Consider the following 25,303-nt stretch of genomic DNA (forward strand, 5'->3'; position numbering starts at 1 on the left):
CCGTTTTTGGAAAATACTGTCAAAATTTTTCTCAAGTAAATTTCACAAAATAAAAAAGAAACCCCCATGGAAACAAGGGATTTCCTTATCAAGAATATTTTTTCACAAACTTTTTATCGTTTAGATTTTGCTAAAGATTCAAATCTCTTCATAATCACAGTTAAACGCCAACGGTAGAGAGCCCCGCTCACGATTAGACTAATAATCAAACCAATCCAGTAAGAATAAGCTATAAAATCTGTTAGAGAGTCGAATACCATAGCTACTGGGAGTGTCACCCCCCAGTAACCAACCAAACCAAGGTAAAAAGGAATAACGGTATCCTTATACCCCCGTAAAATTCCCTGAAGCGGTGCCGCAAAGGTATCTGCTAACTGGAAGAAAAGACTATAAGTCAAAAAACGTGCTGTCAAATCGATAAATTCTGGGTCGTTCCCATAAAGACTAGCCACATTTCCCCTAAAAATGTAAAGGAAAGATAAGGTGAAGGCCGCAAAAATAAGGGCTGTCCATCTTCCTAGACCAATATAGGTTTTCGCATCATCAAATCGCTTGGCTCCCACTTCATAAGACACGACTATCGCCATAGCCGATGAGATACTCATAGGAAAGGCGTACATGAGACTTGAAAAGTTCATGGCTGACTGGTGGCTAGCGATAATCAAGGACGAGAACTTAGCCATAATCAAGCCAACCACGGAAAAGATAGCTACTTCCGCGAAGACAGTCCCCCCAATAGGCAGACCTAAACGAACTCCTTCCTTGATTTTATCCATATTAAGTGGAATTCTTTTCTCAAGGTGTAAGGCTTTGAGCTTCTCCTGTTTAAATAAAACCAGAACAGAAATTCCCAACAAGACCCAGTAGGCCAAAGAAGTCCCTAAACCAGCACCAGCACCTCCCAGTTCTGGAACACCAAAGGCCCCGTAAATCAAAAGATAGTTAAATCCACTATTGAGAGGAAGTAACAAAAGCATGAGATACATAGACAGTTTGGTCAAGCCCAGCGAATCCAGCAAGGAACGAATGACACTAAAGAGCAACAAGGGGATAATCCCGATAGATAAAAACCAAAGATAGCGAACCGCTACTGCCGCCACTGGTGCTTCTAACCCAATATGATTCAAGATTGGTGGTGCCAAGAAAAGCACCATCCCCAGCAAGACCACAGATAGACCCAAGGCCAGATAGATGAACTGGTAAAAATCAGACGCAACCTCTTCCTTTTTGCCTCGCCCAAGATGGTGACCAATGATGGGTACCAGGGCTGACACAATCCCTGTCAGGAAGGTAAAGAAAGGATTCCAGACACTGGTTGCCATAGACACACCAGCCAAGTCCATAGTGCTGTATTGACCTGTCATAGTCGTATCAATAAAGGAGGCAGAATAATTGGCAAATTGATAGATCAGAATAGGGAAAAATATCTTTAAAAATAATACTAACTTCTCTCGTAAACACTTTGTCTTATACATACTTCTCTTTCTATTCTGATTTATCTAAACCAAAGAGTTTCAGACCATAGTTTTTCAAACTTAGCGGAGGGTTATTAGATTTTGAAGTAGTATGCCAACACGCACATGTACGACAATAATAGCTTCTAACTAAACCTCCATTATCATATTGAACCGCATGGTCAGCTTTTTCTTTAGTTTCATATTGAATTTTAGAACGATTAGATGCGGGACAGTAAATTCCGCTATTAGATTTTGCTTTTCTCTCCCTACGTTTTCGAAAATAATTCATATTCCAACTCCTATCAAGCTTGATAGACGATTTGTCCTTTACAGATGGTGTATTTAACCTGCCCTTTTAAGGTTTCACCGATAAAGGGTGAATTAGCTGCTTTCGAAGCAAAATGGGAGTCCACAAGGCGGTCAGCCTTAGCATCAAAAATAGTGATGTCCGCTGGACCATTCTCAGCCAAGTAACCTGCTTCAAAATTGTAAAGCTTGGCTGGGTTGTATGTCATCTTTTCAAGTAATTCCATCAAGCTTAACTCACCAGCTTCTACCAAATAGGTCAAACCAAGAGATAGAGATGTTTCTAAGCCAGTCATACCAGATGGCGCTTTGGTAATATCTTCGACATTTTTTTCATCCGCATGGTGAGGAGCATGGTCAGTCGCGATAACTGTGATGACGCCTGATTTAAGACCTTCGATAACAGCACGACGGTCTGATTCCAAGCGAAGCGGTGGATTCATCTTAGCATTGCTACCTTGAGTCAAAAGGAGCGCTTCGGTCTTAGAAAAATGCTGTGGCGCTACTTCTGCTGTGACTTGCGCACCTAGCCCCTGAGCAAACTCCACTACTTTAACACTTTCTTCCTTAGACAAATGCTGGATATGAACATGGGCCTTGGTTGCATAGGCAATCATGACATCACGCGCCATCATAGCATACTCAGCCACCCCAGTCGCACCACAGATATGGAAATGTTCTTTAGCAATATTTTCGTTAAAGCCAAGAACACCGTTCAATCCTGGATCTTCCTCATGAAGACTAATAAAGGTATTAAGCTTTTTAGCTTCCTCCATGGCTTCCTTGACAACTTTACTACTTTCAAGTGGGATACCGTCGTCTGAGAAACCAACCGCACCAGCTTCTAAAAGTGCCTTAAAGTCAGTCAAATCTTGCCCATTAAAATTCTTGGTAATGGTCGCAACCGTCTTAACATTAATCTTCTCTTTGGCAGCTGACTGAAGAACTTCTTGCAAAGTCTCCACGTCTGAAATAGTTGGACTAGTATTAGCCATCATGACAACCGTGGTAAAACCACCTGCGGCGGCTGCTAAGGCACCAGTATGGATATCCTCCTTGTGGGTCTGACCGGGTTCACGGAAATGAACATGAATATCGACCAAGCCAGGAGCAACTACAAGACCAGTAGCATCAATTATCTCTGCTCCTTCTTCTTTAATCTCAGGAGCAATTTTGACAATTTTCCCATCTTGGACTAAGATATCACACACTTGATCCAAGCCAGACTTGGGATCCATTACACGACCATTTTTGATTAGTAGCATCTGCTTTCTCCTTTATTCATAGAAATCAACTTGGGTATCCAACAATTTATCCCCATCATAAACAAACTTGGCTGAAAAGAAGGGTTTATCCTCTAAAAGCCACTCAACAAAGGTATGGTCACCTTCCCAAGTCGGCTTACTCAAAACCTCATCATAGGGAACCCATTCTAGCGTTCCCTCGTTGCAATCAATCAAGTCACCCTCGAACTCCGTCACCTTAAAAACATATGTGTACCAGTCTAAATCTGGTGTAAATTCAGGAAAAGTGATGACACCTTTTAGAACTGGCTTGGCTTTGAGCCCTGTTTCCTCAAGGATTTCACGCGCCGCGCATTCCTGAGGGGTCTCACCTCGCTCTAGCTTACCACCCACACCAATCCATTTTCCTTCATGAACATCATTTGGCTTCTTATTACGGTGGAGCATAAGCAGTTCTTTCCCGTTATCAATGTAGCAAATCGTCGCTAACTGAGGCATATTCTCTCCTTATCTAAGCCAATCGATTGGCTCTTGTCCTGTCTCTTTTAAGAATGCATTGGCTTTGGAAAAAGGCTTGGAACCCCAAAATCCTCTATAAACTGACAAGGGACTGGGATGGGCTGATTCGATAATCAAGTGATGAGGATTGGTAACTAAGGCCTTCTTCTTACGTGCATAAGCTCCCCAGAGTACAAAAACGACTGGTCTATCTAGATGATTGACCACCTGAATCACAGCATCCGTAAAAGGCTCCCATATCTGACCAGCATGACCATTGGCCTGTCCAGCAGGAACTGTCAAACAAGCATTAAGAAGCAAGACTCCTTGCTCAGCCCAAGCTGTCAAATCATGAGATTTCTTGACCCCGATGTCATCTGACAATTCTTTCAAGATATTTTGCAAGGATGGCGGAGCTGGGATAGTGTCAGGTACAGAAAAACTCAAGCCCTGAGCTTGACCTGGTCCGTGATAGGGATCTTGCCCTAGAATCACCACCTTAACGTCTTCAAGCGGTGTTGTCAAGAGAGCCTGAAAAACCTTTTCTTTGGGTGGATAAACAGTCCCCTGAGCATAGACCTGCTCCATAAACTGATTGATTTTCCCAAAATAACCCTCAGGTAATTGCGCCTTAATCAAAGCATGCCAAGACGAGTGTTCCATAGCCAACTCCTTCATTTTTACTGCCTCTATTATAGCAAAAAGTGGCTATCTAAACCACTTTTTACAGTTTATCTAAACAATCCAGCAAGTCTTTGTAAGAATGGACTTCGTAGGTTGGCTGGGCTTGTGTGTGATTTTCGAGGTGATGAGGATTGTACCAGATAGTGTCAATCCCCGCATTATTGCCACCTTGAATGTCGGCGGTTAGGGAATCTCCAATCATTAGGGCTTTTTCTTTATCAAATCCAGCAATCTGTTGACCGATTTTTTCATAAAAAAGAGCATCAGGCTTTTGTGTTTGCAACTGTTCAGAGATAAAGACTTGATTGAAATAAGGTGCTAGACCAGATTGAGCCAAACGACCTGTCTGAATGGCAGTAATGCCATTTGTCGCAGCATATAGCTCATAATCTCGCTCGATAAGGCTATCTAAGAGTTCATGAGCGCCTGAAAAAGTTTGTCCCTGTTGAGCGAGGTAAAATTGGTAACGCTGGGCTAGAAAACTACCATCTTTCTCCAGTCCAAAGTGAGCAAATAAACGAGAAAAGCGCGTGTTAACCAGCTCTTGTTTACTAATTTTCTTTTGCTCCAAGTCCTTCCAGAGAGCCTTGTTCATAGGAACATAATAATCTTTATAAGCCTGAATATCTGCAACCCCTTCTTCTTTTAGAAGTTGCGTTAAAGCCACATCCTCAGCAGCATCAAAATCAAGAAGAGTGTGGTCAAGGTCAAAGAGTAGAAATTTGTAGGACAATTTGAGAGTTTTCCTTTCTAAGATAAACAACTTTCACTTCAGCCAGCTGTTTAATGTAAAAACTTAAAAGTGGTAAAGTATAACAAAAATAATAGTTCCAATTGATTAACTAATCCATACTATTCTAGTCAAGTTTATTTTTATTATAGAAAAATCTTCTATAAATTCGAGCAATAGTTAAAATAAATACGGAGACTACCCCTATAATAGTTAAAACTGATTTTCCTACCCCTGTTTCAGCATTTATTATGTAAGTGTGAAATAAAGGTGCTAGACCTAGCAAAACATATAAGATGTAGAAAGCTAATTTTATCTCACCGATACCAGCAATAAAATGTTTCATTTTAAATATTTTCCTTTGAAGCCCCTAATGTTTAAAAATAATGACTGCTTAAAATTAAACAGCTCTAAAATCTAAATATTTGTCAGAGATAAGCTATACTAAGATTATTTTTTAAGCACAACCTTCTTGCTCTTATGGTTTAATTATATTATAACACTATAAAATTTTCAATTTAATTGATATTTACCATTTAATCATATTCGATGAGTTGTATTTTACAGATTAATATTATTTAGCCTTCTTTTTTAGTCACTTTTTAATTCTCAAATTCCCTTTGTTTATACAACCATAATATTATTGAAAAACAACTTGAGATTAAAGATTTTCGTCCTCTTTTTATTCCGCTAGCACTACACACTCAACTCAACCAATTTATAAAATTCACCTTTCCTATCCATCAAGTTATCAAAAGAACCATCTTCAACAATAACTCCATTTTTCATAAAAAGAATTCTATTGTATTTTTTCAACATGCTCTTATTTAACTTATGCGTAACAACAAGAACCGTCAAATCTTGAATTTCTAAAATTGAATTTTCAATTTCAGTAGTAACTTTATTATCTAAAGACGAGGTAGCCTCATCTAATAATAAGATTGGTGTTTTTCGAATTAAAGCACGCGCAATACTAAGTCTCTGTCTTTCTCCCCCAGATAGATTTGATCCATTCTCGCCACATGAAGTTTGTAGACCTAATTCATTTTCTAAAATATAACTTTCTAAGCCAGACTGCTGTACAGCTTTTTTTATATCATCTTCAGTAAAGGATTGACTAAGGGTAATATTTGCTTTTAAAGTATCATCAAAGATATAAACATCTTGCTGAACAATAGTCATTAAGTTATAAAGGCTCTCTGCTGAAATAGCTTGCAAATCTTGATTATCAATTGAGATATACCCACTTGTTACATCATAGAAACGCAGTAATAGATTGAGTAAAGTCGATTTTCCACTGCCTGACATACCTACTATTGCAATTTTTTCCCCCTTTTTGATCTGCAAAGATAAATTATTAAAAATCTTTTCCTCAGCATTAGGGTAGGAAAAATCTACATTTGAAAAAGAAATGACATCATCAAAATATTCTTTCGTTTTACCAGTTTGAAGTTCGATTACATCTTTTACCTCAAATGAATTCAGTGTAGCCTGACCTTCACGGAATTTACTCATTCCCATACCAATTTCATTTAGTGGCATTACTACAAAATTGACTAGTTGAACAATAGCTGTAACACTCCCAATTGTGGTATGCCCACCGAAGACCAGATACATTCCTCCACCAAAGGCTACTAAAAAAACAATCATCCCTGAAAGTTGAGAAATAACATTAGATAAAACATCAAATTTCCCTTTGATGAAATATATCTCATCCAATTTTTCACTTTCGTTTTTGTAATCTTTACCGATAGCCTCTTTCACATTAAAACTCTTTATAACTAGAAATCCTGCTAAAATATCTTTAACCTTAGCTAAATATTTCTGATCGGCTATCATAGAGCTATTTTGTAGAGAGGCTGATTTTTGTCCAATAAATCCTGAAATCATCATAGGAATAATGCTAGCAATGATAACTAATAAGGTCAAAAACCAATTACCTATAAACATGGCTACTAGTGAGAAAATCATTAAGGAAATATTTTTTGAAATATTAAAATATTGGTGCAAATAATCCTGCTCAATTTTCTTCATGTTCTCAGTTAATATTGAAATAAATTTCCCTGATTTTTCCTTAGAAAATTCTCTATAATCCCTATCTAAAATAGATTTAAACACCTTATTTTTGTATCTTGACATAATCTGCCTAACAAGTTTATTTCTTAATCGAAGGGATATAAAATTAAGACTGGCATAGATAAATATTACGATAGCACCTATTAGTATCGCTTGGGTTAGAGCTTCCCTATTTTGGGACATTCCACTATCAATTATAATTTTAATAGAATAAGCAAAAGCAATATTAGTTAAAGGAACTAGTATATTAAAAATCATGAAAGTATAAAAAGACTTCTTATGGTACTTTGTCAATTGTTTCATTCCTAATCTACCTCATAATTCTTAAATTTCATTTAGAAAATGTGACATAAAATATTCTTCTAAGTCAATATTCTCTCTCCTAAGCTCTTTCATAGAGACCTGTTCTAGCATTTGTCCATTTTTGATAACACCAATCTTATCTGCTATCTGTGAAATTTCCGATAAAATATGACTTGAGATGAATATTGTAACACCACATTCCTTAGAAAGAGACAACAAAAGATTCCGAATTTCTTGAATTCCTATTGGATCTAAACCATTGATTGGTTCATCTAAAATTAACAATTTAGGTTTTGTTAGGAAAGCCCGAGCTAAACCAAGTCTCTGTCTCATTCCTAACGAAAACTCTTTTACTTTTTTAGTCGTATTTTTTAATCCGACCATCCTTAAGGCTCTTATTATATCTGATTCGGTAATATTTTTCCTCATATATTGCGCGTGAATTTCCAAAATTTCTTTTGCAGTACAATTTTCATAAAAAATTGGTGTTTCAATAACACTTCCAACCTGACTTAGAATCTCCTCTCTGTGATCTTGTAAATTTTTTCCAAAGATTTCAATACTACCAGATGTAACAGTTGATAAGGATAACATGCATTTCATTAAAGTTGTTTTCCCTGCGCCATTTGGTCCTAAAAATCCATAGATTTCTCCTTCAGAAATTTGTAAGTTAATACCACTTAAAATTTCTTCCTTAGCAATAGTTTTAAAAAGTTCTTTTATTTCAACAATATTTCCCATTTCTATCTCTCTTTCTTTCTATATCCAGCTTTAAATGCAAGAATTTTTCTTCAGGATCATAAATACCAACTTATACAGTCTCTTCTTTTAAATAAATCATCAAGAAATTATTACTTTCCTTCCATTAAACTCAGATATACTACTTGGTATTAATATCTTTTCTTGAAATATTATAAATTAAAAATGAAACAATCATTAAACTTATGAAACTAGCAAATATTAAGAAGAATAAGTTATCAACAAAATTATTCGTTAAACTTCCTGGACTTACATTCGAAAGTAACGCTGCTAAACCAAGTCCTGAAAGCATAGTTATAGCTATTGAATGCCTAATCATGCCTAAAACAAAAGGTAGTATTCCGATTAATACCGTTCCAAACGTAATTCCAGCTAAGTTAATCATTTGATTAGCTACGGGGATATAATTTGATTCAGTTAAAACTGCAACTAATTTAATTAATAATTGAATCACTAAATGTGCAGTAAAATGAGCAATAAATGATATCAGAATTACTGTAAGCACTTTTCCCCATAGTAACTTTATTTTAGAAACAGGATAGGAAAACAGCTGAAAAATTGTTCTTCGTTTAAATTCATCAATAATAATCGTAGACAATAAATAAGATTCAAAAATCAAAAATGCTGCTTTGGTAAATAAAGATGCAAACAATGATGTTGCAATTGCCCAACCTTCCCATTTATCAGTAATTCTAATATTATTGGCATTCTGTCCAACGAATTCTCCTAGTTTATTATCAGTACCTAACCCCATGATTATGATTCCTGTAATACCTAATACTATAAATATAGTACCTAACCAAGCACAAAATAATTTAGATTTTGAAACTTTATTTAATTCAATTTTAATAAGCGACAACATAGATTTTTCCTCCAAAAAATTTTGTTAATATTAATTACACTATTCAAAAATCCCCTTACATACTTCTGGTATGTTAAAATTCAAAAAATAAACATACTAAAGGTATGTATAATAGAATTTTTAATACCATATCTAGAGTATGGTATTTTTTAAAATATCAATACTTAAAATTTATTTAACACCTTTTAAATGATCAAATAATTGGAAAATTACTTCCATCATTTCATCAGTAATCAACTGCACCCCCAAACCTTCAAAAGTTAGTTTAATGAACTTCATTTTACTCTTTAATTCTTCTACTGAATAAATAGAAATTTGGAACCCAATCCAAATATTCAAAGTTAAAACAATCAAATCAGCTAGCTCTTCAGGATATTCTGTTTTAATTGATTTATCTTTAACACCTTCGAAAACTTTTTCTCTAATCCCTGGTAAAAAATCAGAAAATAAACTTAAATACTGCTCTCCTAACAAACGTGGACTTCTTAGCATAATTGAGACAGAGTATACTAATCTTTGTTGTTCTAAATTAGAGAACGCATCCATCAAAGAATTTTGTATTTTTTCTAATGCAGTATCTCCTCTCCAATTGTAATTTAAAATTTCCTGATTATTTTCGCTAATGATTGATTGCAATATTTCATCTTTAGACTCGAAATGATGATAAATAACACCTTTCGTCAATCCACCTAACCCATCGATTATATCTTGTATTGAAGTATTATCAAATCCTTTTTCTAAAAATAACTCTTTCGAAACTTCTAATATTTTTTTTCTAGTTTCATGTGAGTTTCTATTCCTTGCCATTATAACTCCCTTCTAACATACTAACGGTACGTAATCTCATTATAATGCAAGAAACTAATAATGTCAAGATTCTTTTTATCCCCTATAATTTTCAAAATTCATTGGTAAATCACTATCCTATACAATTGACAGCTCAAATCTTTCAGAATAGAACAATCCTGACTATCGAATACCCTAACTTCATAAATATCTATGTAATTCTAGACCTAGAATTCCTATAAACTAAATGTTTTCACACTATTCTAATCCATTGATAGCCTTAAATTTTAATTTTTAAAGAATTCTAAAGCTAGAATAGTCCCATCACAATCAGTTTTGAATTATTATACTCAATGAAAATCAAAGAGCAAACTAGGAAACTAGCCGCAGGCTGTACTTGAGTACGGCAAGGCGACGTTGACGTGGTTTGAATTTGATTTTCGAAGAGTATTAACAATTTAGAAACGCTATGATTCCACTCCTTTTACATTAAAAAGGAACTGCATAAAGCAATCCCTTTCTGATTTTGAAATTATTTACTTAAAATTTGATAGTTGAGATAATCAATAGCCCATCTATAAAAAGAGTTATAGTAAAATTCCTTATTTATTGATTTCAAGCTCCGACAACTGTGTTTGAATAACTGACAGTTCTGCACCGGCCTGAAGAAGAGCAGCTGCAGTATAGGCACCTTCTACAATTGGAACCCTATTGATCATGATACTTTTATCACTGAAATCAGCCACCATTTCTAAGTTCATTTTAGCAGAACCTAGGTCAAAAAAAGCTAATAAAGTATCTGCTGGATTTTCGGAAACAACCCTATCTACTTGATCAAAACTCGTTCCAATTCCTCCATCTTCGGTTCCTCCTACATAAGTAATCGGAACATCTTTAGCTACTTCACTAATCAGTTCAACGACACCTTGTGCAATGTGTTTGGAATGTGAAACGATAACAAGACCAATACTTCCCATTAAACCACCCCAGTTTCTAAAAGAGCAGTAAAGAGTAATCCTGATGAGAATGACCCAGGATCAATATGTCCAAGAGAACGTTCTCCTACATAAGATGCCCTTCCTTTAGTTGCAAGTAAATCTTTGGTAGCATTCACTAGCTTATCAATAAGCTCATGAGTCAATTGACCAGCAGACAAGGCAGCAATAACAGGAGTCCAAACATCAACCATTGTCTTCTCTCCAACTTCTGCTTTTCCACGTTTGACAATCATATCCAGACCACTTTGTAAGATTTCTTCTAATTTTGAATGAGAATCAGCCTTGGACATTCCCATAAAAGCAGAGCCATACAAGGGACCAGAAGCACCTCCTACCTTACTTAGTAGTTGCATTGAGACAAGTTTAAACACATCACTGCTGGTTTCAAATTGCTTTCCTTCTAAATTTTCCATAACTGCAGCCATTCCACGCGCCATGTTTCCACCGTGGTCTCCATCTCCTATAGGAGTGTCTAGCTCACTAAGATAATCTTTCTGTTCTTGAATCTTTTCATTAAAAAGCTTCATCCATTCAAGAGCTTGTTCAGCATTCATACAACATTTCCTCCTTGAATTTTACCAAGCTGGTGTAGTAACAGGTGCATTTAGAGCATTCAACCACTCATCATCTGCCAATCGAATCAATGTTAATGATAAGCCAGCCATATCGATTGAAGTCATATAGTTTCCAATTTTCTTAAATGCCAAGTCAACACCTTTTTCATGGAGCAATTTAGCCACATCATTTGCAAATACGTATTGCTCCATAAGTGGTGTGCTTCCTAAACCATTGATGAGAAGGCCATAGCGTTCACCAGCTTTAAGTTGGAAACCTTCAGATAATTTTTCAACCAATTCTGAAGCCAATTGTGCTGAAGGTTGCATTTTCTCTTTTTTATATCCAGGCTCACCGTGAATACCAACTCCATATTCAAATTCATCATCTTCTAGAACAAATCCTGGTTTACCAACTTCAGGAACGGTTGCTCCAGACAAGGCCAACCCAATTGTTTTAATTTCTAAGACAAGTTTGTCGGCCAAGTCCTTCATTTCAGATAATGATTTACCAGAACGAGCTGCATCACCCAAAATTTTATGGACTAAAATAGTACCTGCAACACCTCGACGCCCTTGGGTATAGAGACTATTTTCAACAGCAATATCATCATCAACCACAACGCTTGCTACATCAATACCTTCCATTTCAGCAAGTTCTTGTGCAATTTCAAAGTTCATGATGTCTCCAGAATAGTTCTTGATAACCATGAAAACTCCAGCACCTTCATCAGCCGCCTTAATGGCTTCTAATATTTGGTCCGGAGTAGGTGAAGTGAAGACTGCTCCACAAATGGCAGCAGACAACATTCCATCTCCTACAAATCCAGCATGACTTGGTTCATGTCCTGAACCTCCACCTGAAATGAGTCCAACTTTTCCTGTCTTTTCTGCCTTTCTAACGATGACATCAAAACCATCTAAGCGTTCTACCAAGTCATCATGCATGAATGACAATCCCTGCAACATTTCATCAACAACTTGTGTCGGTTCATTTATAATTTTTTTCATGAGAAACTCCTTTCGGCATGTACCTTTGTTTTCGTTTTCATTATATATTTTTTATTGCTGGCTGATAAGGGACAGATTCTATTATTTGTCCCCTTTTAAACCCGTTTAAAACATTTTTTGGTAAAATGAAGTAAGTAAAAGAAAGGTTTCCTATGGCATCATCACTCATTACAAAAAAACGAATTGCCAAGGCATTTAGAGACCTATTAGCTACTAGAGAATTTGATAAAATCTCTATTGTAGATATCATGGAATCAGCTGGCATTCGTAGACAGACCTTTTATAATCACTTTCTTGACAAATATGAACTGCTAGACTGGATATTTGAAAATGACTTAACCGAGTATATCACCAATAACTTGGACTTCATTTCAGGCCAAAAACTATTACAAGAATTATTTTTTTATTTCGAACAAGAGCGTGACTTTTATATTCAACTTTTTGATATTCAAGGGCAAAATAACTTCTATGACCACTTTATCAGTTACTGTCGCTTGCTTGTATCAAAAATTTTAAGAGAATACGGTCAGATTGATATCGATTCATCTGCTTATACTTGTTTTTTGTTAGACTATCATTCACATGCTCTAGCAGAAATCGTGAAGGCTTACGTCAATAAAAAAAGTCCAGTTCCACAACCAGACTTTCTAATCATGACAATTATTGGAAAGAGACCACAATGACATTTATTTCAAATCATAAACAGAAAATTATTTCAAGTTACATTTCGGCAACTGTCAGCAGTCATCCTGAATTAGAAAAACACCCTGATTTACCACTAGTCTATCAAAAAAATCGCAATCCTTATCAGGTTCCAATATTGGCGGGTGGAGGTTCAGGTCACGAACCTGCGCATATTGGATATGTGGGAGAAGGAATGCTTACCGCTGCTATCTATGGCCAATTATTTACTCCTCCTACAAGAACTGAAATCTTAGAGTCCATTCGTTTTTTAAACAATGGTCACGGTGTCTTCATCATTGTAAAAAATTTCGAAGCAGACATCAAAGAATTTAGCTCTGCCATCAATACTGCTAGACAAGAAGGAATTAAAGTCGGCTATAGTCTAGCACACGACGATATTTCCATTGAACCTCACAATAGATTTCAAATTAGAGGAAGAGGGCTTGCAGGGACAATCTTACTTCATAAAATCCTAGGATTTGCAGCTCAAAATGGTGCCGACATAGAGCAACTAACTGATTTAGGTCATCAGCTTGCTCCTGAAATCGCAACAATTGGCTTTGCAACGAAATCGGCTAGTCTCCCCCAAGCCACCCGTCCACTATTTAACTTAGAAGAAGGAAATATTTCTTATGGTATTGGGATACATGGCGAAGAAGGCTATCGTATCGTCCCATTCCAATCATCGGAAATCCTGGCAAATGAAATTATAAGTAAATTAAGATTGCACTATCATTGGAAAAAGGGTGATCAATTTATATTACTTGTAAATAATCTAGGCACTACCAGCAACTTAGAAATGGGCATATTTATCAATGATTTCCTTCAACTCTTAGAAATTGAAGGAATCACTATTACCTTTATAAAATCAGGAACATTTATGACCAGCCTAGATATGGCAGGTATATCCGTAACTCTTTGCCCCGTAAAAAATAAACAGTGGTTAGAAGCGCTCAATGCTCCAACGACAGCTTTTGCATGGTAATTTGCTTGTATAACTCAAAAGGGCTACATCACTTGATAGCCCTTTGCTTTTATATTACGTTTAAAAGAACTCATTCTTTCTATTTCAAATAGTCCATCTATCCTTTACAATTCTTCCGATGGGCCTTGAGTTTTTTCAGAGCCCAATCATAGTGACTGGAGGTGCTACTGACAAAGTAGGAACCTAGACTTGTCCCTCCCGTCCACTTATAGACACCTTTAGTAAAGAGTTGGTCATTGCTAAAGCCTTCTATCAACTCTAAAACCTCTCTATGTGATTGCGCCAAAAGTCTAGTTGCTTCTTCTAATGTCGTTTTCTGGTGCTTCTTTCAAAAAGCAACATTCATTTCTCCATAAGTTTTCCAATGATAAGGTTCAGGAAGAAAAGGTCTTTCGTGACCTTTTTAATTAGAATGTACCCAAGTCAAAAGTAACTGATGCCATTCATAAAGATGAATCAAGACATCCCGTAGATTCTTATCCCTTTTCCAGTGTGCTTCTTTTTTCTTTGAGTCTCTTGAAAAATCAAATGAAGTCTGTAGCTCATCTTCACTTAGTTGGGAGATGAAACGATTGAGCTTTTCATAGCTTTCCTTAGAGGCCAGCATTAGCTCCTCTTTTGTTTTCGGTCTAGGCACAGGAGTACTCCCTTCATTTTCAAGTAGGTTGAGGTGTTTTCTTACTTCATTATACCACACATAATAAAACTGGCTGTTTCTCTCAACAACCAGTTTTTTCATTTTTAAGCTAATTACTTACTGTTTTTCTTCTGAAAGAAAAGTGATACTATAGCTAAGATAGCAAAAGCTATACCAACATACCAGTAGGGTTGATCTAGGGTCGTTGAACGGCCTGATAGATTGACGATTCCGCGAAAAAGCATACCGGTTGTTAGAACAGCTACTGACGAGTTCCATAAGTTTAGACTGATTCGCCCTAAGTTTGGGATGATTTTCAACAGTAATACCAGAATGACGCCCCCTACTAGGGGGACTACAAAAAGATAGTGCATATGAAGGGAGGTTTCCCCAAAACTGAAAGACTCGTAGATACGGCTAAATACTAAAAAGAAAATAGTAAGAATGCTATAGCCGACTAGCGTCTTTTGGAGGCGTTTGTTTTTATTTTTAGTAACCGATGTAGACAATATCACTCACCGCCCTTTCTGATATTTTGCTTCCACCTGTAGTCGGTTTATTGATTACCTGACCATTAAAGTAGAGAGTTGAAGAACCTCCACCATCTAGGTTGTAGGCCGTCTTTACTCCGTAAGATTTCATCACTTCTGCCATCTGGTAAAGAGACAAGCCCTTGCTCTCTGAGGTACGACCATCTGAAACAACAATGATATAGTGGTTTTCATCAATAATTCCAATAGCTGTACGAGGATTTGAAGCCATAGCCTGACCAACTTCTGTATTGATACCGACAGAAATCTCACCATTTTCAACTAGAGACGGACCAAATGCCAGTAGATTAACTACACCATCTTGAACTAACTGGTCAGCTGAGATTTGGTTCTCGTAAATGATTTTAAAAGAGCCATCCTTGTAAATGGCAAGGTCACCATTACTGGCGTCTTCACGGACGCTATCCCGATAGACAACACCATTACGGATAACATAACCTGAGCTATTAGCTCCATAGTAGTCGCCATTGACAGCTAAAATAGCATTGTTTTCAGCTGCTGTCACGGAGGTTTTAGCTGTGACGTTAGTTCCATAAGAATTTTGAGCTAGGGCTGTTTTCAGATAATCTGCAGAGCTCAGAGTCACATCCGCCACATAGATTTGCGTATCATTCACCGTCTTTTCAGTTAGATTGACACTGATATTTCCATCCGAATAGCTAGTAGCTGTCACTTGGGCATTTTGGACTGCCTGACTTGCTACTGATGTGTTAAATGTCGAGTTAGTATTAGATACAGTGGAAATAGTCTCCGCTAGTACAAATGTCTTTAACATCGAATAGGTAAAGGAACTTGTCAGAAGTAAGCCAAAGACCGAGGCGTATAGATAAGCTTTCTTAAAAAATTTCATACTGGATAACAAGTCCTTTCTTTGAAAATAAATCGTGTTTGAACAGTCCAAGATACCACAAAGAGAAGCATTCCTACAAAAATTTTAGCCATGAATAAATTGATTCCGAAACCTGTATTAAAAAGGCTAATTAGGAGAGTATCTAAGAAAAAGAGAACAACAGACAAGGTTAAATAACCTGCACCTGTTTTTAAATTACTTGCTTTATTTTTAAATACCAATTTTTTATTAGTCGAAAAGTTGAAGATAGAGCTGGTCACACGAGCCAGCCCATTTGATAGGAGGAGGTGTAAACCTGATGGAATAAAGCTCAAGAAAAGAATAGAAAAAACATAAACTAGATAATCTACGATAAAACTACTAAATGATGAAAGAGCGAATTTCAAAATGTTTTTGTAAATCATTAAACCATCTCGAATAGGTCGGAAGTGAGAAGCTTGATTGTCGTTTATATAGACTGTTTCAATAGGAACTTCCAAAATCGGATATTGCTTGCTGGCTTCCAATATCATGTTCATTTCATACTCATAGCGTTGTCCTTCCACTTCCATCATAAAAGGAATCAAGTCTGTCGTGAAAGCACGAAGTCCTGTCTGTGTGTCTGAAACTGCTACGCCTGTTTGGATTTTAAATAAGATACGTGTCAAGCTATTTCCAAAGCGACTACGCAAGGGAACCTTGCCAGTAAAAGCACGAACACCAAGAACCAAAGTGCTAGGATTTTCGTTGGCCTTGTTACTAGTGCGTAGTATGTCCCAAATCTTGTGCTGACCATCCGCATCTGCTGTAACGATCGTTCCAGGCATCTTGAGGGATTGAATGTAATCAAAAGCTGTTTTCAAAGCCTGCCCCTTACCTTGATTGACCTGATGACGAAGTACAGTCCCATAGTTTTCAGCCTGAGCAAATATTTCTTTACATTCAGGAGAACTACCATCATCAATCACAATGATAGAAAAATCACCCTTCTTGTGAATTTTTTCAATCAGTGTTAGTAGATTAAAATCAGGTTGATAAGCTGGAATAACTAGATAATTCATAGCTGTACCTCTTTCTTTTTGTTTGTATAAGTATACGTTCACTTGCTTAAAAAATCCTTATAACTGCTTTTTTATAAAAATAAATTGATGATTTCTCAAAAATAGACCATAAAGAGAAAACTCCATAGAAATGATTTCTACAGAGTTAGAACAGTATCTTTATAATAAATCTCTACAACTTATCCTTTAATTTCTCCACAAAGAGATAGGCCGCTGGACAGGTCAAGGTATTCTTAATCGTCAGATGGTTGATTTGATGGATCTTTTTACGGTCCGTATGGGGAAATTCACGACAGGCCTTTGGACGAACATCATAGATAGAACAGAGATTATCTCCTCCTAAAAATGGGCAAGGCATGGATTTAAAAACCTTGTCCCCATCTTCATCTACTTGCAAAAACTCTGCTTCAAAAGCAGGTAATTTCATTTTAAAATACTTGGCGATTCGTGTAATATCCGCTTCTTTAAAGTCAGGCCCCAAAGTCTTACAACAGTTAGCACATGCAGTACAATCAATCTCCGCAAAGACTTCTTGGTGAATCTGCTGGGCAATCTTGTCTAGGTTTTTAGGAGGTTTTTTCTTTAGATTGGCTAAAACTTTTCGATGCTCCTTCTGCTTTTGCAAGGCTAGCTGATGGTAATACTCAATATCAATTTCTTTAGACATGGTTTCTCTCTTATTCTATTTGTTTACCCTATTATATCATGCCTCTGACTCATTGAAAAGTGGAGTTTATTAGACTATACTTTCCCAAAATGCGTCAAAAAACCTTGCAACTAGGTTACAAGGTTAATGACATTAATCGAAATTAACGTATTCTTTTTGAAGTTCAAGAACTTCTTCCATTGTTGAACACTCTGTAAGGGCACGGTTAGCGTACTCTTCCATCTTAGCAGTATCCAATTTCTTCATCAAGCTACGTGTACGAAGGACAGATGTTGCTGACATAGAGAACTCATCCAAGCCCATTCCGACAAGAAGTGGAACAGCTTTTTGGTCACCAGCCATCTCACCACACATACCAGCCCATTTACCTTCAGCGTGAGCTGCCTTGATAACGTTGTTGATCAAGCGAAGGATTGATGGGTTATATGGTTGGTAAAGGTATGAAACTTGCTCATTCATACGGTCTGCTGCCATTGTATATTGGATCAAGTCGTTTGTACCAATTGAGAAGAAGTCTACTTCTTTAGCAAATTGGTCTGCAAGCATCGCTGCTGCAGGGATTTCAATCATGATACCAACTTGGATATCATCCGCCACTGCAACTCCTTCAGCAAGAAGGTTTGATTTTTCTTCTTCATAAACTGCTTTAGCTGCACGAAATTCTTTCAAAAGGGCAACCATTGGGAACATGATACGCAATTGACCATGAATAGAAGCACGAAGAAGGGCACGGATCTGTGTACGGAACATTGCATCTCCAGTTTCAGAAATAGAGATACGAAGGGCGCGGAATCCAAGGAATGGGTTCATTTCATGTGGCATATCGAAGTAAGGAAGTTCCTTATCTCCACCGATATCCATTGTACGAACAACGACTGGTTTACCATTCATTCCCTCAAGAACAGCCTTGTATGCTTCATACTGCTCATCTTCAGTTGGGAAGTCTTGAGAATCCATGTACAAGAATTCTGTACGGTAAAGTCCAACAGCTTCTGCACCGTTGTTGTTAACACCTTCAACGTCTTTTGGAGTACCGATGTTAGCTGCCAACTCGAAGTGTTTACCGTCAGCAGTCACTGTTTGAGCATCTTTCAAAAGTGCCCATTCAGCTTTTTGTTTAGCATAAGCTTCACCAGCTGCTTTAAATTCTGCCGCTTGTTCATCTGTTGGGTTGATAATCACTTCACCAGTAATTCCGTTAACGGCAAGGATATCACCGTCTTTGACGATTTCAGTGATGTTATTTGTTCCCAATACAGCTGCAATTTCAAGTGTACGTGCCATGATAGCTGAGTGGCTTGTACGTCCACCAATGTTTGTTACAAAAGCTTTTACAAAGTTTTTGTCCAATTGAGCTGTATCAGATGGTGTCAAGTCATGCGCAATCACAATTACTTCTTCATTGATAGAAGCTGGGTTTGGCAATTTCTTACCAAGAAGATTTGCCAAGACACGTTTTGTCACGTCGCGGATATCCGCTGCACGTTCTTGCATGTATGGGTTGTCTTCCATACCTTCAAAGATAGTGATGAACATGTCAGTCACTTCTTTAAGACCTGCTTCTGCGTTGACTTTCTTAGCACGAATTGTTTCTTTAATCTGACCAATCAATTCTGGGTCAGAAAGAACCATCAAATGAGCGTCAAAAACTTGAGCCGCTTCTTCACCAAGCGTACCTACAGCTTTCTCGCGGATAAGAGAAAGCTCGTTTTGAGAAGCTTCAAGAGCAACATCCAAACGAGCCTCTTCTGCGTTTGTATCTTCGACTGAAATAGTCTCGAATGACAAATCCGGTTGAACGAGTAGATATGCTTTTGCAACTGCAACACCGTCAGATGCTGCGATTCCTTTAAGCATTTCTGTCATTTCCCTTATGCCAATCCTTCTTTTTCCATTGTTTCTGAGATTGCAGCGATAGCGTCATCTGCATCTGCACCTTCAGCTGAGATAGTTACGTCAGCACCTTGGCCAACACCAAGACTCATAACACCCATAATTGATTTAAGGTTAACTGATTTACCTTTGTACTCAAGAGTGATATCTGAAGCAAATTTGCTAGCAGTTTGTACCAACAATGTTGCTGGACGTGCGTGAATACCTGTTTCTGCCACTACGTGGAAATCTTTAGAAGCCATAGTTTGACTCTCCTTTTGTTCTTTCTTTTTTGAGTTATATGTGATAACCCTTACAATTTGGTATTATACCATCTTCTAGGATTTTTTTCAAGCATTTTCTGGATTTTCCTTCAATTTCCTTTCAGATAACTTGCTGAAAATCTTCTATCCTAGATAACAAAACACAGGATATAGTTTCTTTAAAAACGATTTATAGGATAATCATTGCTGTTTTATAAAACAAACACTATATATTGTGTTTTGTGAGCTTGACTAGAAAAATAGACCACTATATTTAGTTCAAATCATTGACAAAATTTTATTTTCTGATATACTAGGATAGAATTAAATTTTAAAGAGGAGTTACACAATGGTAACCGTTTATTCTAAAAACAATTGTGTCCAATGTAAAATGACCAAGCGTTTCTTGGACAGTAATAACGTTGAATATAAAGAAATCAATCTTGATGAGCAGCCTGAGTACATCGATCAAGTCAAAGAACTCGGTTTTAGCGCAGCTCCTATTATTCAAACACCAACTGAAGTCTTTTCAGGTTTCCAACCAGGAAAACTGAAACAATTAGCATAATCTTAGTACATCATCCAGAAGAGACTGCTTCTAGGGCCAACTTAGAGGCCTTTCTTTTGTAATTAGATAAGGGAAATTTTATGGGATTAAAACATCTTGAAGACGTGACTTACTTCCGTCTCAATAACGAAATCAACCGTCCTGTCAATGGACAAATCATGCTTCATAAAGATAAGGAAGCCTTGGATGCCTTCTTTAAAGAAAATGTCGTTCCAAACACTATGGTTTTTGATTCAATCAAGGATAAAATCAACTACCTCATTGAACACAACTACATCGAAACAGCCTTTATCAAGAAATACCGTCCAGAGTTCTTGGAAGAATTGGCTCAATTTATCAAAGACCAAAACTTCCAATTCAAGTCATTCATGGCAGCTTATAAGTTTTACAATCAATATGCTTTGAAAACTAACGACGGTGAATATTACCTTGAAAGTATGGAAGACCGTGTCTTCTTTAACGCCCTTTATTTCGCTGATGGTGATGAAGCTGTTGCAATCGATATTGCCAATGAAATCATCCACCAACGCTACCAACCAGCTACTCCTTCCTTTTTGAACGCAGGTCGTGCTCGCCGTGGGGAGTTAGTATCTTGCTTCCTAATCCAAGTAACTGATGATATGAACTCTATCGGACGTTCTATCAACTCAGCACTTCAACTTTCACGTATCGGTGGTGGTGTGGGAATTACCCTCAGCAACCTTCGTGAAGCTGGAGCTCCTATTAAAGGGTATGAAGGAGCAGCCTCTGGGGTTGTGCCAGTTATGAAACTCTTCGAAGACAGTTTCTCTTACTCAAACCAATTGGGTCAACGTCAAGGTGCTGGTGTTGTCTACCTCAACGTCTTCCACCCAGATATTATCGCCTTCCTTTCAACTAAGAAAGAAAACGCCGATGAAAAAGTTCGTGTTAAGACCCTTTCACTTGGTGTTGTGGTGCCAGATAAATTCTACGAATTGGCTCGTAAAAATGAAGAAATGTACCTCTTCAGCCCTTACTCTGTAGAAAAAGAATACGGTGTGCCATTCAACTACATTGACATCACTGAAAAATACGATGAATTGGTCGCAAATCCAAATATTCGCAAGACAAAAATCAAGGCGCGTGATTTGGAAACTGAAATCTCTAAATTGCAACAAGAGTCTGGCTATCCTTATGTCGTCAACATTGATACGGCTAACCGTGCAAACCCTGTTGATGGTAAAATTATCATGAGTAACTTGTGTTCTGAGATTCTTCAAGTTCAAGAACCAAGCTTGATCAACGATGCTCAAGAATTCCTTCAAATGGGAACGGACGTTTCATGTAACCTTGGTTCAACCAACGTGGTCAACATGATGACTTCACCTGATTTTGGTCGTTCTATCCGTGCTATGGTTCGTGCCCTTACTTTCGTTACAGATAGTTCACACATCGTAGCTGTTCCTACCATCGACCACGGAAATAGCCAAGCTCATACCTTTGGTCTTGGTGCCATGGGACTTCACAGCTACCTTGCCCAACAATTGATTGAATATGGATCGCCTGAGTCTGTTGAGTTTACTAGCATCTACTTTATGCTTATGAACTACTGGACTTTAGTTGAGTCAAACAATATTGCGCGTGAACGTGGTATCACCTTCCACAACTTTGAAAAATCAGACTATGCTAAGGGAAGCTACTTTGACAAGTATGTGACTGGCGAGTTTGTTCCAAAATCAGACCGTGTTAAAGAACTTTTCAAAGATGTCTTTATTCCTAGTGCTGCTGATTGGGCTGAACTTCGCGACAAGATTCAAGCAGATGGTCTTTACCACCAAAACCGTCTTGCTGTAGCTCCAAATGGTTCGATCAGTTACATCAATGACGTTTCTGCTTCTATCCACCCGATTACACAACGTATCGAAGAACGTCAAGAAAAGAAAATCGGTAAAATCTACTATCCTGCTGCTGGCTTGTCAACAGAAACCATTCCTTACTACACTTCTGCCTACGACATGGATATGCGTAAAGTGATTGATGTCTATGCTGCTGCAACTGAGCACGTGGACCAAGGACTTTCACTCACCCTCTTTATGCGTAGTGACATTCCAAAAGGTCTTTACGAATGGAAGAAGGAAAATAAACAAACGACACGTGACTTGTCTATCCTTCGTAACTATGCCTTTAACAAGGGTATCAAGTCTATCTACTACGTCCGTACCTTTACAGATGATGGTGGAGAAGTCGGTGCCAACCAATGTGAAAGCTGTGTGATTTAATCTTTGCTTGAGGAAACTACATCTTCTCAGATTAGTCTTTATTCACCCTGCTAAACTAAACAGGAATAAGCATCTATACTATGGAAAAACAAAAAGTCGGTCTTCCGACTTTTTGTACGATACTCCTCTAGATTTATGATAAAATAGAGGTAATTGTGAAATCACAATACTAAATACAGAAAGAGATTTCAAATGGAAACTTACTACAAAGCCATTAACTGGAATGCCATCGAAGATGTCATCGACAAATCAACTTGGGAAAAGTTGACGGAGCAATTCTGGCTCGATACACGTATTCCCTTGTCAAATGACTTGGATGACTGGAGAAAACTATCTAACAAAGAGAAAGATTTGGTCGGAAAAGTTTTTGGTGGTTTAACCCTTCTTGATACCATGCAATCTGAAACGGGGGTTCAAGCCCTTCGCGCAGACATCCGTACACCACATGAAGAAGCTGTTTTCAATAACATCCAATTTATGGAATCTGTCCATGCTAAATCTTACTCTTCAATCTTTTCTACCTTAAATACTAAGGCTGAGATTGAAGAAATTTTCGAATGGACCAATACCAATCCTTATCTGCAAAAGAAGGCTGAGATTGTCAACGAAATCTACCTAAACGGTAGCCCACTTGAAAAGAAAGTTGCCAGTGTCTTCCTTGAAACCTTCCTCTTCTACTCTGGTTTCTTCACTCCCCTCTACTATCTTGGTAACAACAAACTAGCCAACGTTGCGGAAATCATCAAATTAATTATTCGTGATGAGTCTGTTCACGGAACCTACATTGGTTATAAATTCCAACTCGGTTTCAATGAATTGCCTGAAGAAGAGCAAGAAAAACTCAAAGAATGGATGTACGACCTGCTCTATACTCTTTATGAAAATGAAGAAGGCTACACAGAAAGCCTCTATGACGGTGTTGGTTGGACGGAAGAAGTCAAAACCTTCCTTCGCTACAATGCTAACAAGGCTCTCATGAATCTAGGGCAAGATCCTCTTTTCCCAGACTCAGCAGATGATGTCAATCCAATCGTTATGAACGGTATTTCAACAGGAACTTCCAACCACGACTTCTTCTCTCAAGTCGGAAATGGTTACCTCCTTGGTGAAGTTGAAGCCATGCAAGATGATGACTACAACTACGGTTTGGACTAATACTCCACCACTCTTAACCATCAAAAAGTAAACTAGAAACAACAAAGTTATAACCCAACAAAAATATCGAAAGTTTTGAAAACAAACTTCGATATTTTTGTTTTTGTTTTATTTTGTTGTTTTTGTATTTGAATGATGAGCCAGTTTATGGTAAGATAGTAGTAGGAAACGAGGTGATAGTATGCTCAAACAAGAAAAATTAACCAAAATTTTAGAGATAGTAAATAGTAAAGGAACCATAACGGTTAAGCAGATTATGGACGAAATAGCCGTTTCAGATATGACTGCAAGGCGCTATTTACAGGAATTAGCTGATAAAGATTTGCTGATTCGTGTGCACGGTGGAGCTGAAAAACTTCGAACCAACTCCCTTTTGACTAATGAGCGATCAAATATTGAAAAACAAGCCCTCCAAACGGCAGAAAAACAAGAAATAGCCCGTTTTGCAGGCAGTCTAGTAGAAGAAAGAGAAACTATTTTTATTGGACCAGGAACAACATTAGAATTTTTTGCACGTGAGTTGCCTATTGACAATATCCGCGTCGTGACCAACAGTCTACCTGTTTTTCTGATTTTAAGCGAACGAAAATTAACAGATTTGATTTTGATAGGTGGAAATTATCGCGATATTACAGGTGCTTTTGTTGGCACATTGACCCTACAAAATCTCTCTAATCTCCAATTTTCTAAAGCTTTCGTTAGCTGTAATGGTATTCAAAACGGAGCTCTAGCTACTTTTAGCGAGGAAGAGGGAGAGGCTCAACGCATCGCTTTAAATAATTCTAATAAAAAATATTTACTCGCAGATCATAGTAAGTTCAATAAGTTTGATTTTTATACTTTTTATAATGTATCAAATCTTGATACTATTGTTTCAGATTCTAAACTAAGTGATTCAATCCTTTTTGAGCTATCTAAACTTACTAAAGTCATCAAGCCTTAATAAACTGAAAGATTCTGGGTAACAACTCAATTTCAGAAGTAAATCTTCCCACAATAAAACGCATAGTATCAAGGTTTTTCAACACCTGATATTATGCGTTTTTCTGCGTTAAAGACTTTTGCCCAATTGCTTTATCTGCAACCTCAAAGCTATGCATTGAGAAATCTGCGACTTGCTTTCTAGTTTAAAGTTGCTCTTTGATTTTCATTGAGTATAAGCAACGTGATTAGATAAGAGTTTTGCAGAGTACTAGATATAAGATTTAACTTTTTTGGAAATTGGTTACGATTGTTGAAACGGCATAAAATCTGAATCAAAGGAGATAGTATCCCATTCTTCAGGATTGATAAAATTTAAAAAGATATTTTTAAATTCTTCCAGCTCATAATCTGAATGACAAATCCATTCTTTACCGGTCGAGACATACCATTTTCCAAGACTTTTTAATTCTTCATTCGTCAAACACGGTATTTGAGAGCATTTTTCGAAATTGATAATATAAACTTTTTCATAAATAGATTGGATAAAATCTTTGAACATCTTTTTGCCTCACTAAAATTCTATATCTAATGACTCATTC

27 protein-coding genes and 1 pseudogene are annotated in these 25,303 nt (G+C 37.2%); 6 read left to right on the forward strand and 22 right to left on the reverse strand.

Annotated elements, in window-relative coordinates; translation table 11 throughout:
- Window positions 1–113: 113 nt before the first annotated feature.
- The 14 genes from pdrM to dhaK form a co-directional block, all read right to left on the reverse strand.
- Window positions 114–1,475 (reverse strand): sodium-coupled multidrug efflux MATE transporter PdrM, encoded by a 1,362-nt coding sequence (gene pdrM / locus HT732_RS06745; RefSeq protein ID WP_173254412.1) that lies wholly within the window; start codon window positions 1,473–1,475, stop codon window positions 114–116.
- A 10-nt stretch (window positions 1,476–1,485) separates the two neighbouring features.
- Window positions 1,486–1,746 carry a hypothetical protein gene (locus tag HT732_RS06750; protein WP_001105920.1) on the reverse strand — a complete coding sequence of 87 codons (261 nt, stop codon included), beginning with the start codon at window positions 1,744–1,746 and terminating at the stop codon, window positions 1,486–1,488.
- Between the two features lie 13 nt (window positions 1,747–1,759).
- Window positions 1,760–3,028, reverse strand: coding sequence for a dihydroorotase (locus tag HT732_RS06755; RefSeq protein ID WP_173254413.1), 1,269 nt, complete (start codon window positions 3,026–3,028; stop codon window positions 1,760–1,762).
- Between the two features lie 12 nt (window positions 3,029–3,040).
- Window positions 3,041–3,505, reverse strand: coding sequence for an 8-oxo-dGTP diphosphatase (locus HT732_RS06760; RefSeq protein ID WP_001135768.1), 465 nt, complete (start codon window positions 3,503–3,505; stop codon window positions 3,041–3,043).
- A 9-nt stretch (window positions 3,506–3,514) separates the two neighbouring features.
- Window positions 3,515–4,168, reverse strand: coding sequence for a uracil-DNA glycosylase (locus HT732_RS06765; RefSeq protein ID WP_173254444.1), 654 nt, complete (start codon window positions 4,166–4,168; stop codon window positions 3,515–3,517).
- A gap of 61 nt (window positions 4,169–4,229) precedes the next feature.
- Window positions 4,230–4,922 (reverse strand): YjjG family noncanonical pyrimidine nucleotidase, encoded by a 693-nt coding sequence (locus tag HT732_RS06770; RefSeq protein ID WP_173254414.1) that lies wholly within the window; start codon window positions 4,920–4,922, stop codon window positions 4,230–4,232.
- A gap of 124 nt (window positions 4,923–5,046) precedes the next feature.
- Window positions 5,047–5,265: a hypothetical protein gene (locus HT732_RS06775; protein ID WP_173254415.1), complete on the reverse strand. Its 219-nt coding sequence runs from the start codon at window positions 5,263–5,265 to the stop codon at window positions 5,047–5,049.
- A 350-nt stretch (window positions 5,266–5,615) separates the two neighbouring features.
- Window positions 5,616–7,298, reverse strand: coding sequence for an ABC transporter ATP-binding protein (locus HT732_RS06780; protein WP_070481935.1), 1,683 nt, complete (start codon window positions 7,296–7,298; stop codon window positions 5,616–5,618).
- Between the two features lie 21 nt (window positions 7,299–7,319).
- Window positions 7,320–8,039, reverse strand: a complete 720-nt coding sequence (locus HT732_RS06785; protein WP_033629546.1) for an ATP-binding cassette domain-containing protein — start codon at window positions 8,037–8,039, stop codon at window positions 7,320–7,322.
- Window positions 8,040–8,178: 139 nt separating this feature from the next.
- Window positions 8,179–8,919: an ABC transporter permease gene (locus HT732_RS06790; protein ID WP_070481929.1), complete on the reverse strand. Its 741-nt coding sequence runs from the start codon at window positions 8,917–8,919 to the stop codon at window positions 8,179–8,181.
- 171 nt (window positions 8,920–9,090) lie between these two features.
- Window positions 9,091–9,726: a TetR/AcrR family transcriptional regulator gene (locus tag HT732_RS06795; protein ID WP_173254416.1), complete on the reverse strand. Its 636-nt coding sequence runs from the start codon at window positions 9,724–9,726 to the stop codon at window positions 9,091–9,093.
- Between the two features lie 581 nt (window positions 9,727–10,307).
- A complete protein-coding gene (dhaM, locus tag HT732_RS06800; protein ID WP_023942554.1) occupies window positions 10,308–10,682 on the reverse strand; it encodes a dihydroxyacetone kinase phosphoryl donor subunit DhaM in 375 nt (124 codons plus the stop codon).
- Window positions 10,682–11,257 (reverse strand): dihydroxyacetone kinase subunit DhaL, encoded by a 576-nt coding sequence (gene dhaL / locus HT732_RS06805; protein ID WP_033683568.1) that lies wholly within the window; start codon window positions 11,255–11,257, stop codon window positions 10,682–10,684. The genes dhaM and dhaL overlap by 1 nt, the downstream gene beginning before the upstream one ends.
- A gap of 21 nt (window positions 11,258–11,278) precedes the next feature.
- Window positions 11,279–12,268: a dihydroxyacetone kinase subunit DhaK gene (gene dhaK / locus HT732_RS06810; protein ID WP_173254417.1), complete on the reverse strand. Its 990-nt coding sequence runs from the start codon at window positions 12,266–12,268 to the stop codon at window positions 11,279–11,281.
- 152 nt (window positions 12,269–12,420) lie between these two features.
- On the opposite strand from dhaK, the gene dhaS reads away from it, so the two are divergent.
- Together dhaS and dhaQ are read left to right on the forward strand one after the other, a co-directional pair.
- Window positions 12,421–12,951 carry a dihydroxyacetone kinase transcriptional activator DhaS gene (gene dhaS, locus HT732_RS06815; protein WP_000168606.1) on the forward strand — a complete coding sequence of 177 codons (531 nt, stop codon included), beginning with the start codon at window positions 12,421–12,423 and terminating at the stop codon, window positions 12,949–12,951.
- Window positions 12,948–13,937 carry a DhaKLM operon coactivator DhaQ gene (dhaQ, locus tag HT732_RS06820; RefSeq protein WP_173254418.1) on the forward strand — a complete coding sequence of 330 codons (990 nt, stop codon included), beginning with the start codon at window positions 12,948–12,950 and terminating at the stop codon, window positions 13,935–13,937. The genes dhaS and dhaQ overlap by 4 nt, the downstream gene beginning before the upstream one ends.
- A gap of 97 nt (window positions 13,938–14,034) precedes the next feature.
- Here the strand turns inward: dhaQ and HT732_RS06825 are convergent.
- The 7 genes and pseudogenes from HT732_RS06825 to HT732_RS06850 form a co-directional block, all read right to left on the reverse strand.
- Window positions 14,035–14,574: pseudogene (locus HT732_RS06825) on the reverse strand (ClbS/DfsB family four-helix bundle protein).
- Window positions 14,575–14,687: 113 nt separating this feature from the next.
- Complete coding sequence (locus HT732_RS10380; RefSeq protein WP_240155845.1) at window positions 14,688–15,083, reverse strand: hypothetical protein; 396 nt, start codon at window positions 15,081–15,083, stop codon at window positions 14,688–14,690.
- A complete protein-coding gene (locus tag HT732_RS06830) occupies window positions 15,064–15,975 on the reverse strand; it encodes a phosphodiester glycosidase family protein (protein ID WP_173254419.1) in 912 nt (303 codons plus the stop codon). The genes HT732_RS10380 and HT732_RS06830 overlap by 20 nt, the downstream gene beginning before the upstream one ends.
- Window positions 15,972–17,015, reverse strand: coding sequence for a bifunctional glycosyltransferase family 2/GtrA family protein (locus tag HT732_RS06835; protein WP_173254420.1), 1,044 nt, complete (start codon window positions 17,013–17,015; stop codon window positions 15,972–15,974). The genes HT732_RS06830 and HT732_RS06835 overlap by 4 nt, the downstream gene beginning before the upstream one ends.
- 172 nt (window positions 17,016–17,187) lie before the next feature.
- Window positions 17,188–17,682 carry a YkgJ family cysteine cluster protein gene (locus tag HT732_RS06840; protein WP_000031476.1) on the reverse strand — a complete coding sequence of 165 codons (495 nt, stop codon included), beginning with the start codon at window positions 17,680–17,682 and terminating at the stop codon, window positions 17,188–17,190.
- A 132-nt stretch (window positions 17,683–17,814) separates the two neighbouring features.
- Window positions 17,815–19,548, reverse strand: a complete 1,734-nt coding sequence (gene ptsP / locus HT732_RS06845) for a phosphoenolpyruvate--protein phosphotransferase (protein WP_173254421.1) — start codon at window positions 19,546–19,548, stop codon at window positions 17,815–17,817.
- Window positions 19,549–19,553: 5 nt separating this feature from the next.
- Window positions 19,554–19,817: a phosphocarrier protein HPr gene (locus HT732_RS06850; protein ID WP_000146947.1), complete on the reverse strand. Its 264-nt coding sequence runs from the start codon at window positions 19,815–19,817 to the stop codon at window positions 19,554–19,556.
- Between the two features lie 349 nt (window positions 19,818–20,166).
- Between HT732_RS06850 and nrdH the strand changes: the two genes are divergently transcribed.
- The 4 genes from nrdH (at window position 20,167) to HT732_RS06870 (ending at window position 24,723) form a co-directional block, all read left to right on the forward strand.
- Window positions 20,167–20,385: a glutaredoxin-like protein NrdH gene (nrdH, locus tag HT732_RS06855; RefSeq protein WP_000259242.1), complete on the forward strand. Its 219-nt coding sequence runs from the start codon at window positions 20,167–20,169 to the stop codon at window positions 20,383–20,385.
- An 80-nt stretch (window positions 20,386–20,465) separates the two neighbouring features.
- Complete coding sequence (nrdE, locus tag HT732_RS06860) at window positions 20,466–22,625, forward strand: class 1b ribonucleoside-diphosphate reductase subunit alpha (RefSeq protein WP_173254422.1); 2,160 nt, start codon at window positions 20,466–20,468, stop codon at window positions 22,623–22,625.
- A 192-nt stretch (window positions 22,626–22,817) separates the two neighbouring features.
- Window positions 22,818–23,780: a class 1b ribonucleoside-diphosphate reductase subunit beta gene (gene nrdF / locus HT732_RS06865; RefSeq protein WP_000451364.1), complete on the forward strand. Its 963-nt coding sequence runs from the start codon at window positions 22,818–22,820 to the stop codon at window positions 23,778–23,780.
- A gap of 181 nt (window positions 23,781–23,961) precedes the next feature.
- A complete protein-coding gene (locus tag HT732_RS06870) occupies window positions 23,962–24,723 on the forward strand; it encodes a DeoR/GlpR family DNA-binding transcription regulator (RefSeq protein ID WP_000917603.1) in 762 nt (253 codons plus the stop codon).
- Window positions 24,724–25,005: 282 nt separating this feature from the next.
- On the opposite strand, the gene HT732_RS06875 is transcribed toward HT732_RS06870, so the two are convergent.
- Window positions 25,006–25,263 (reverse strand): DUF3884 family protein, encoded by a 258-nt coding sequence (locus HT732_RS06875; protein WP_164226246.1) that lies wholly within the window; start codon window positions 25,261–25,263, stop codon window positions 25,006–25,008.
- Window positions 25,264–25,303: the final 40 nt, after the last annotated feature.

The sequence above is a fragment of the Streptococcus sp. 5346 genome (genome assembly GCF_013277455.1).
Classification (GTDB): domain Bacteria; phylum Bacillota; class Bacilli; order Lactobacillales; family Streptococcaceae; genus Streptococcus.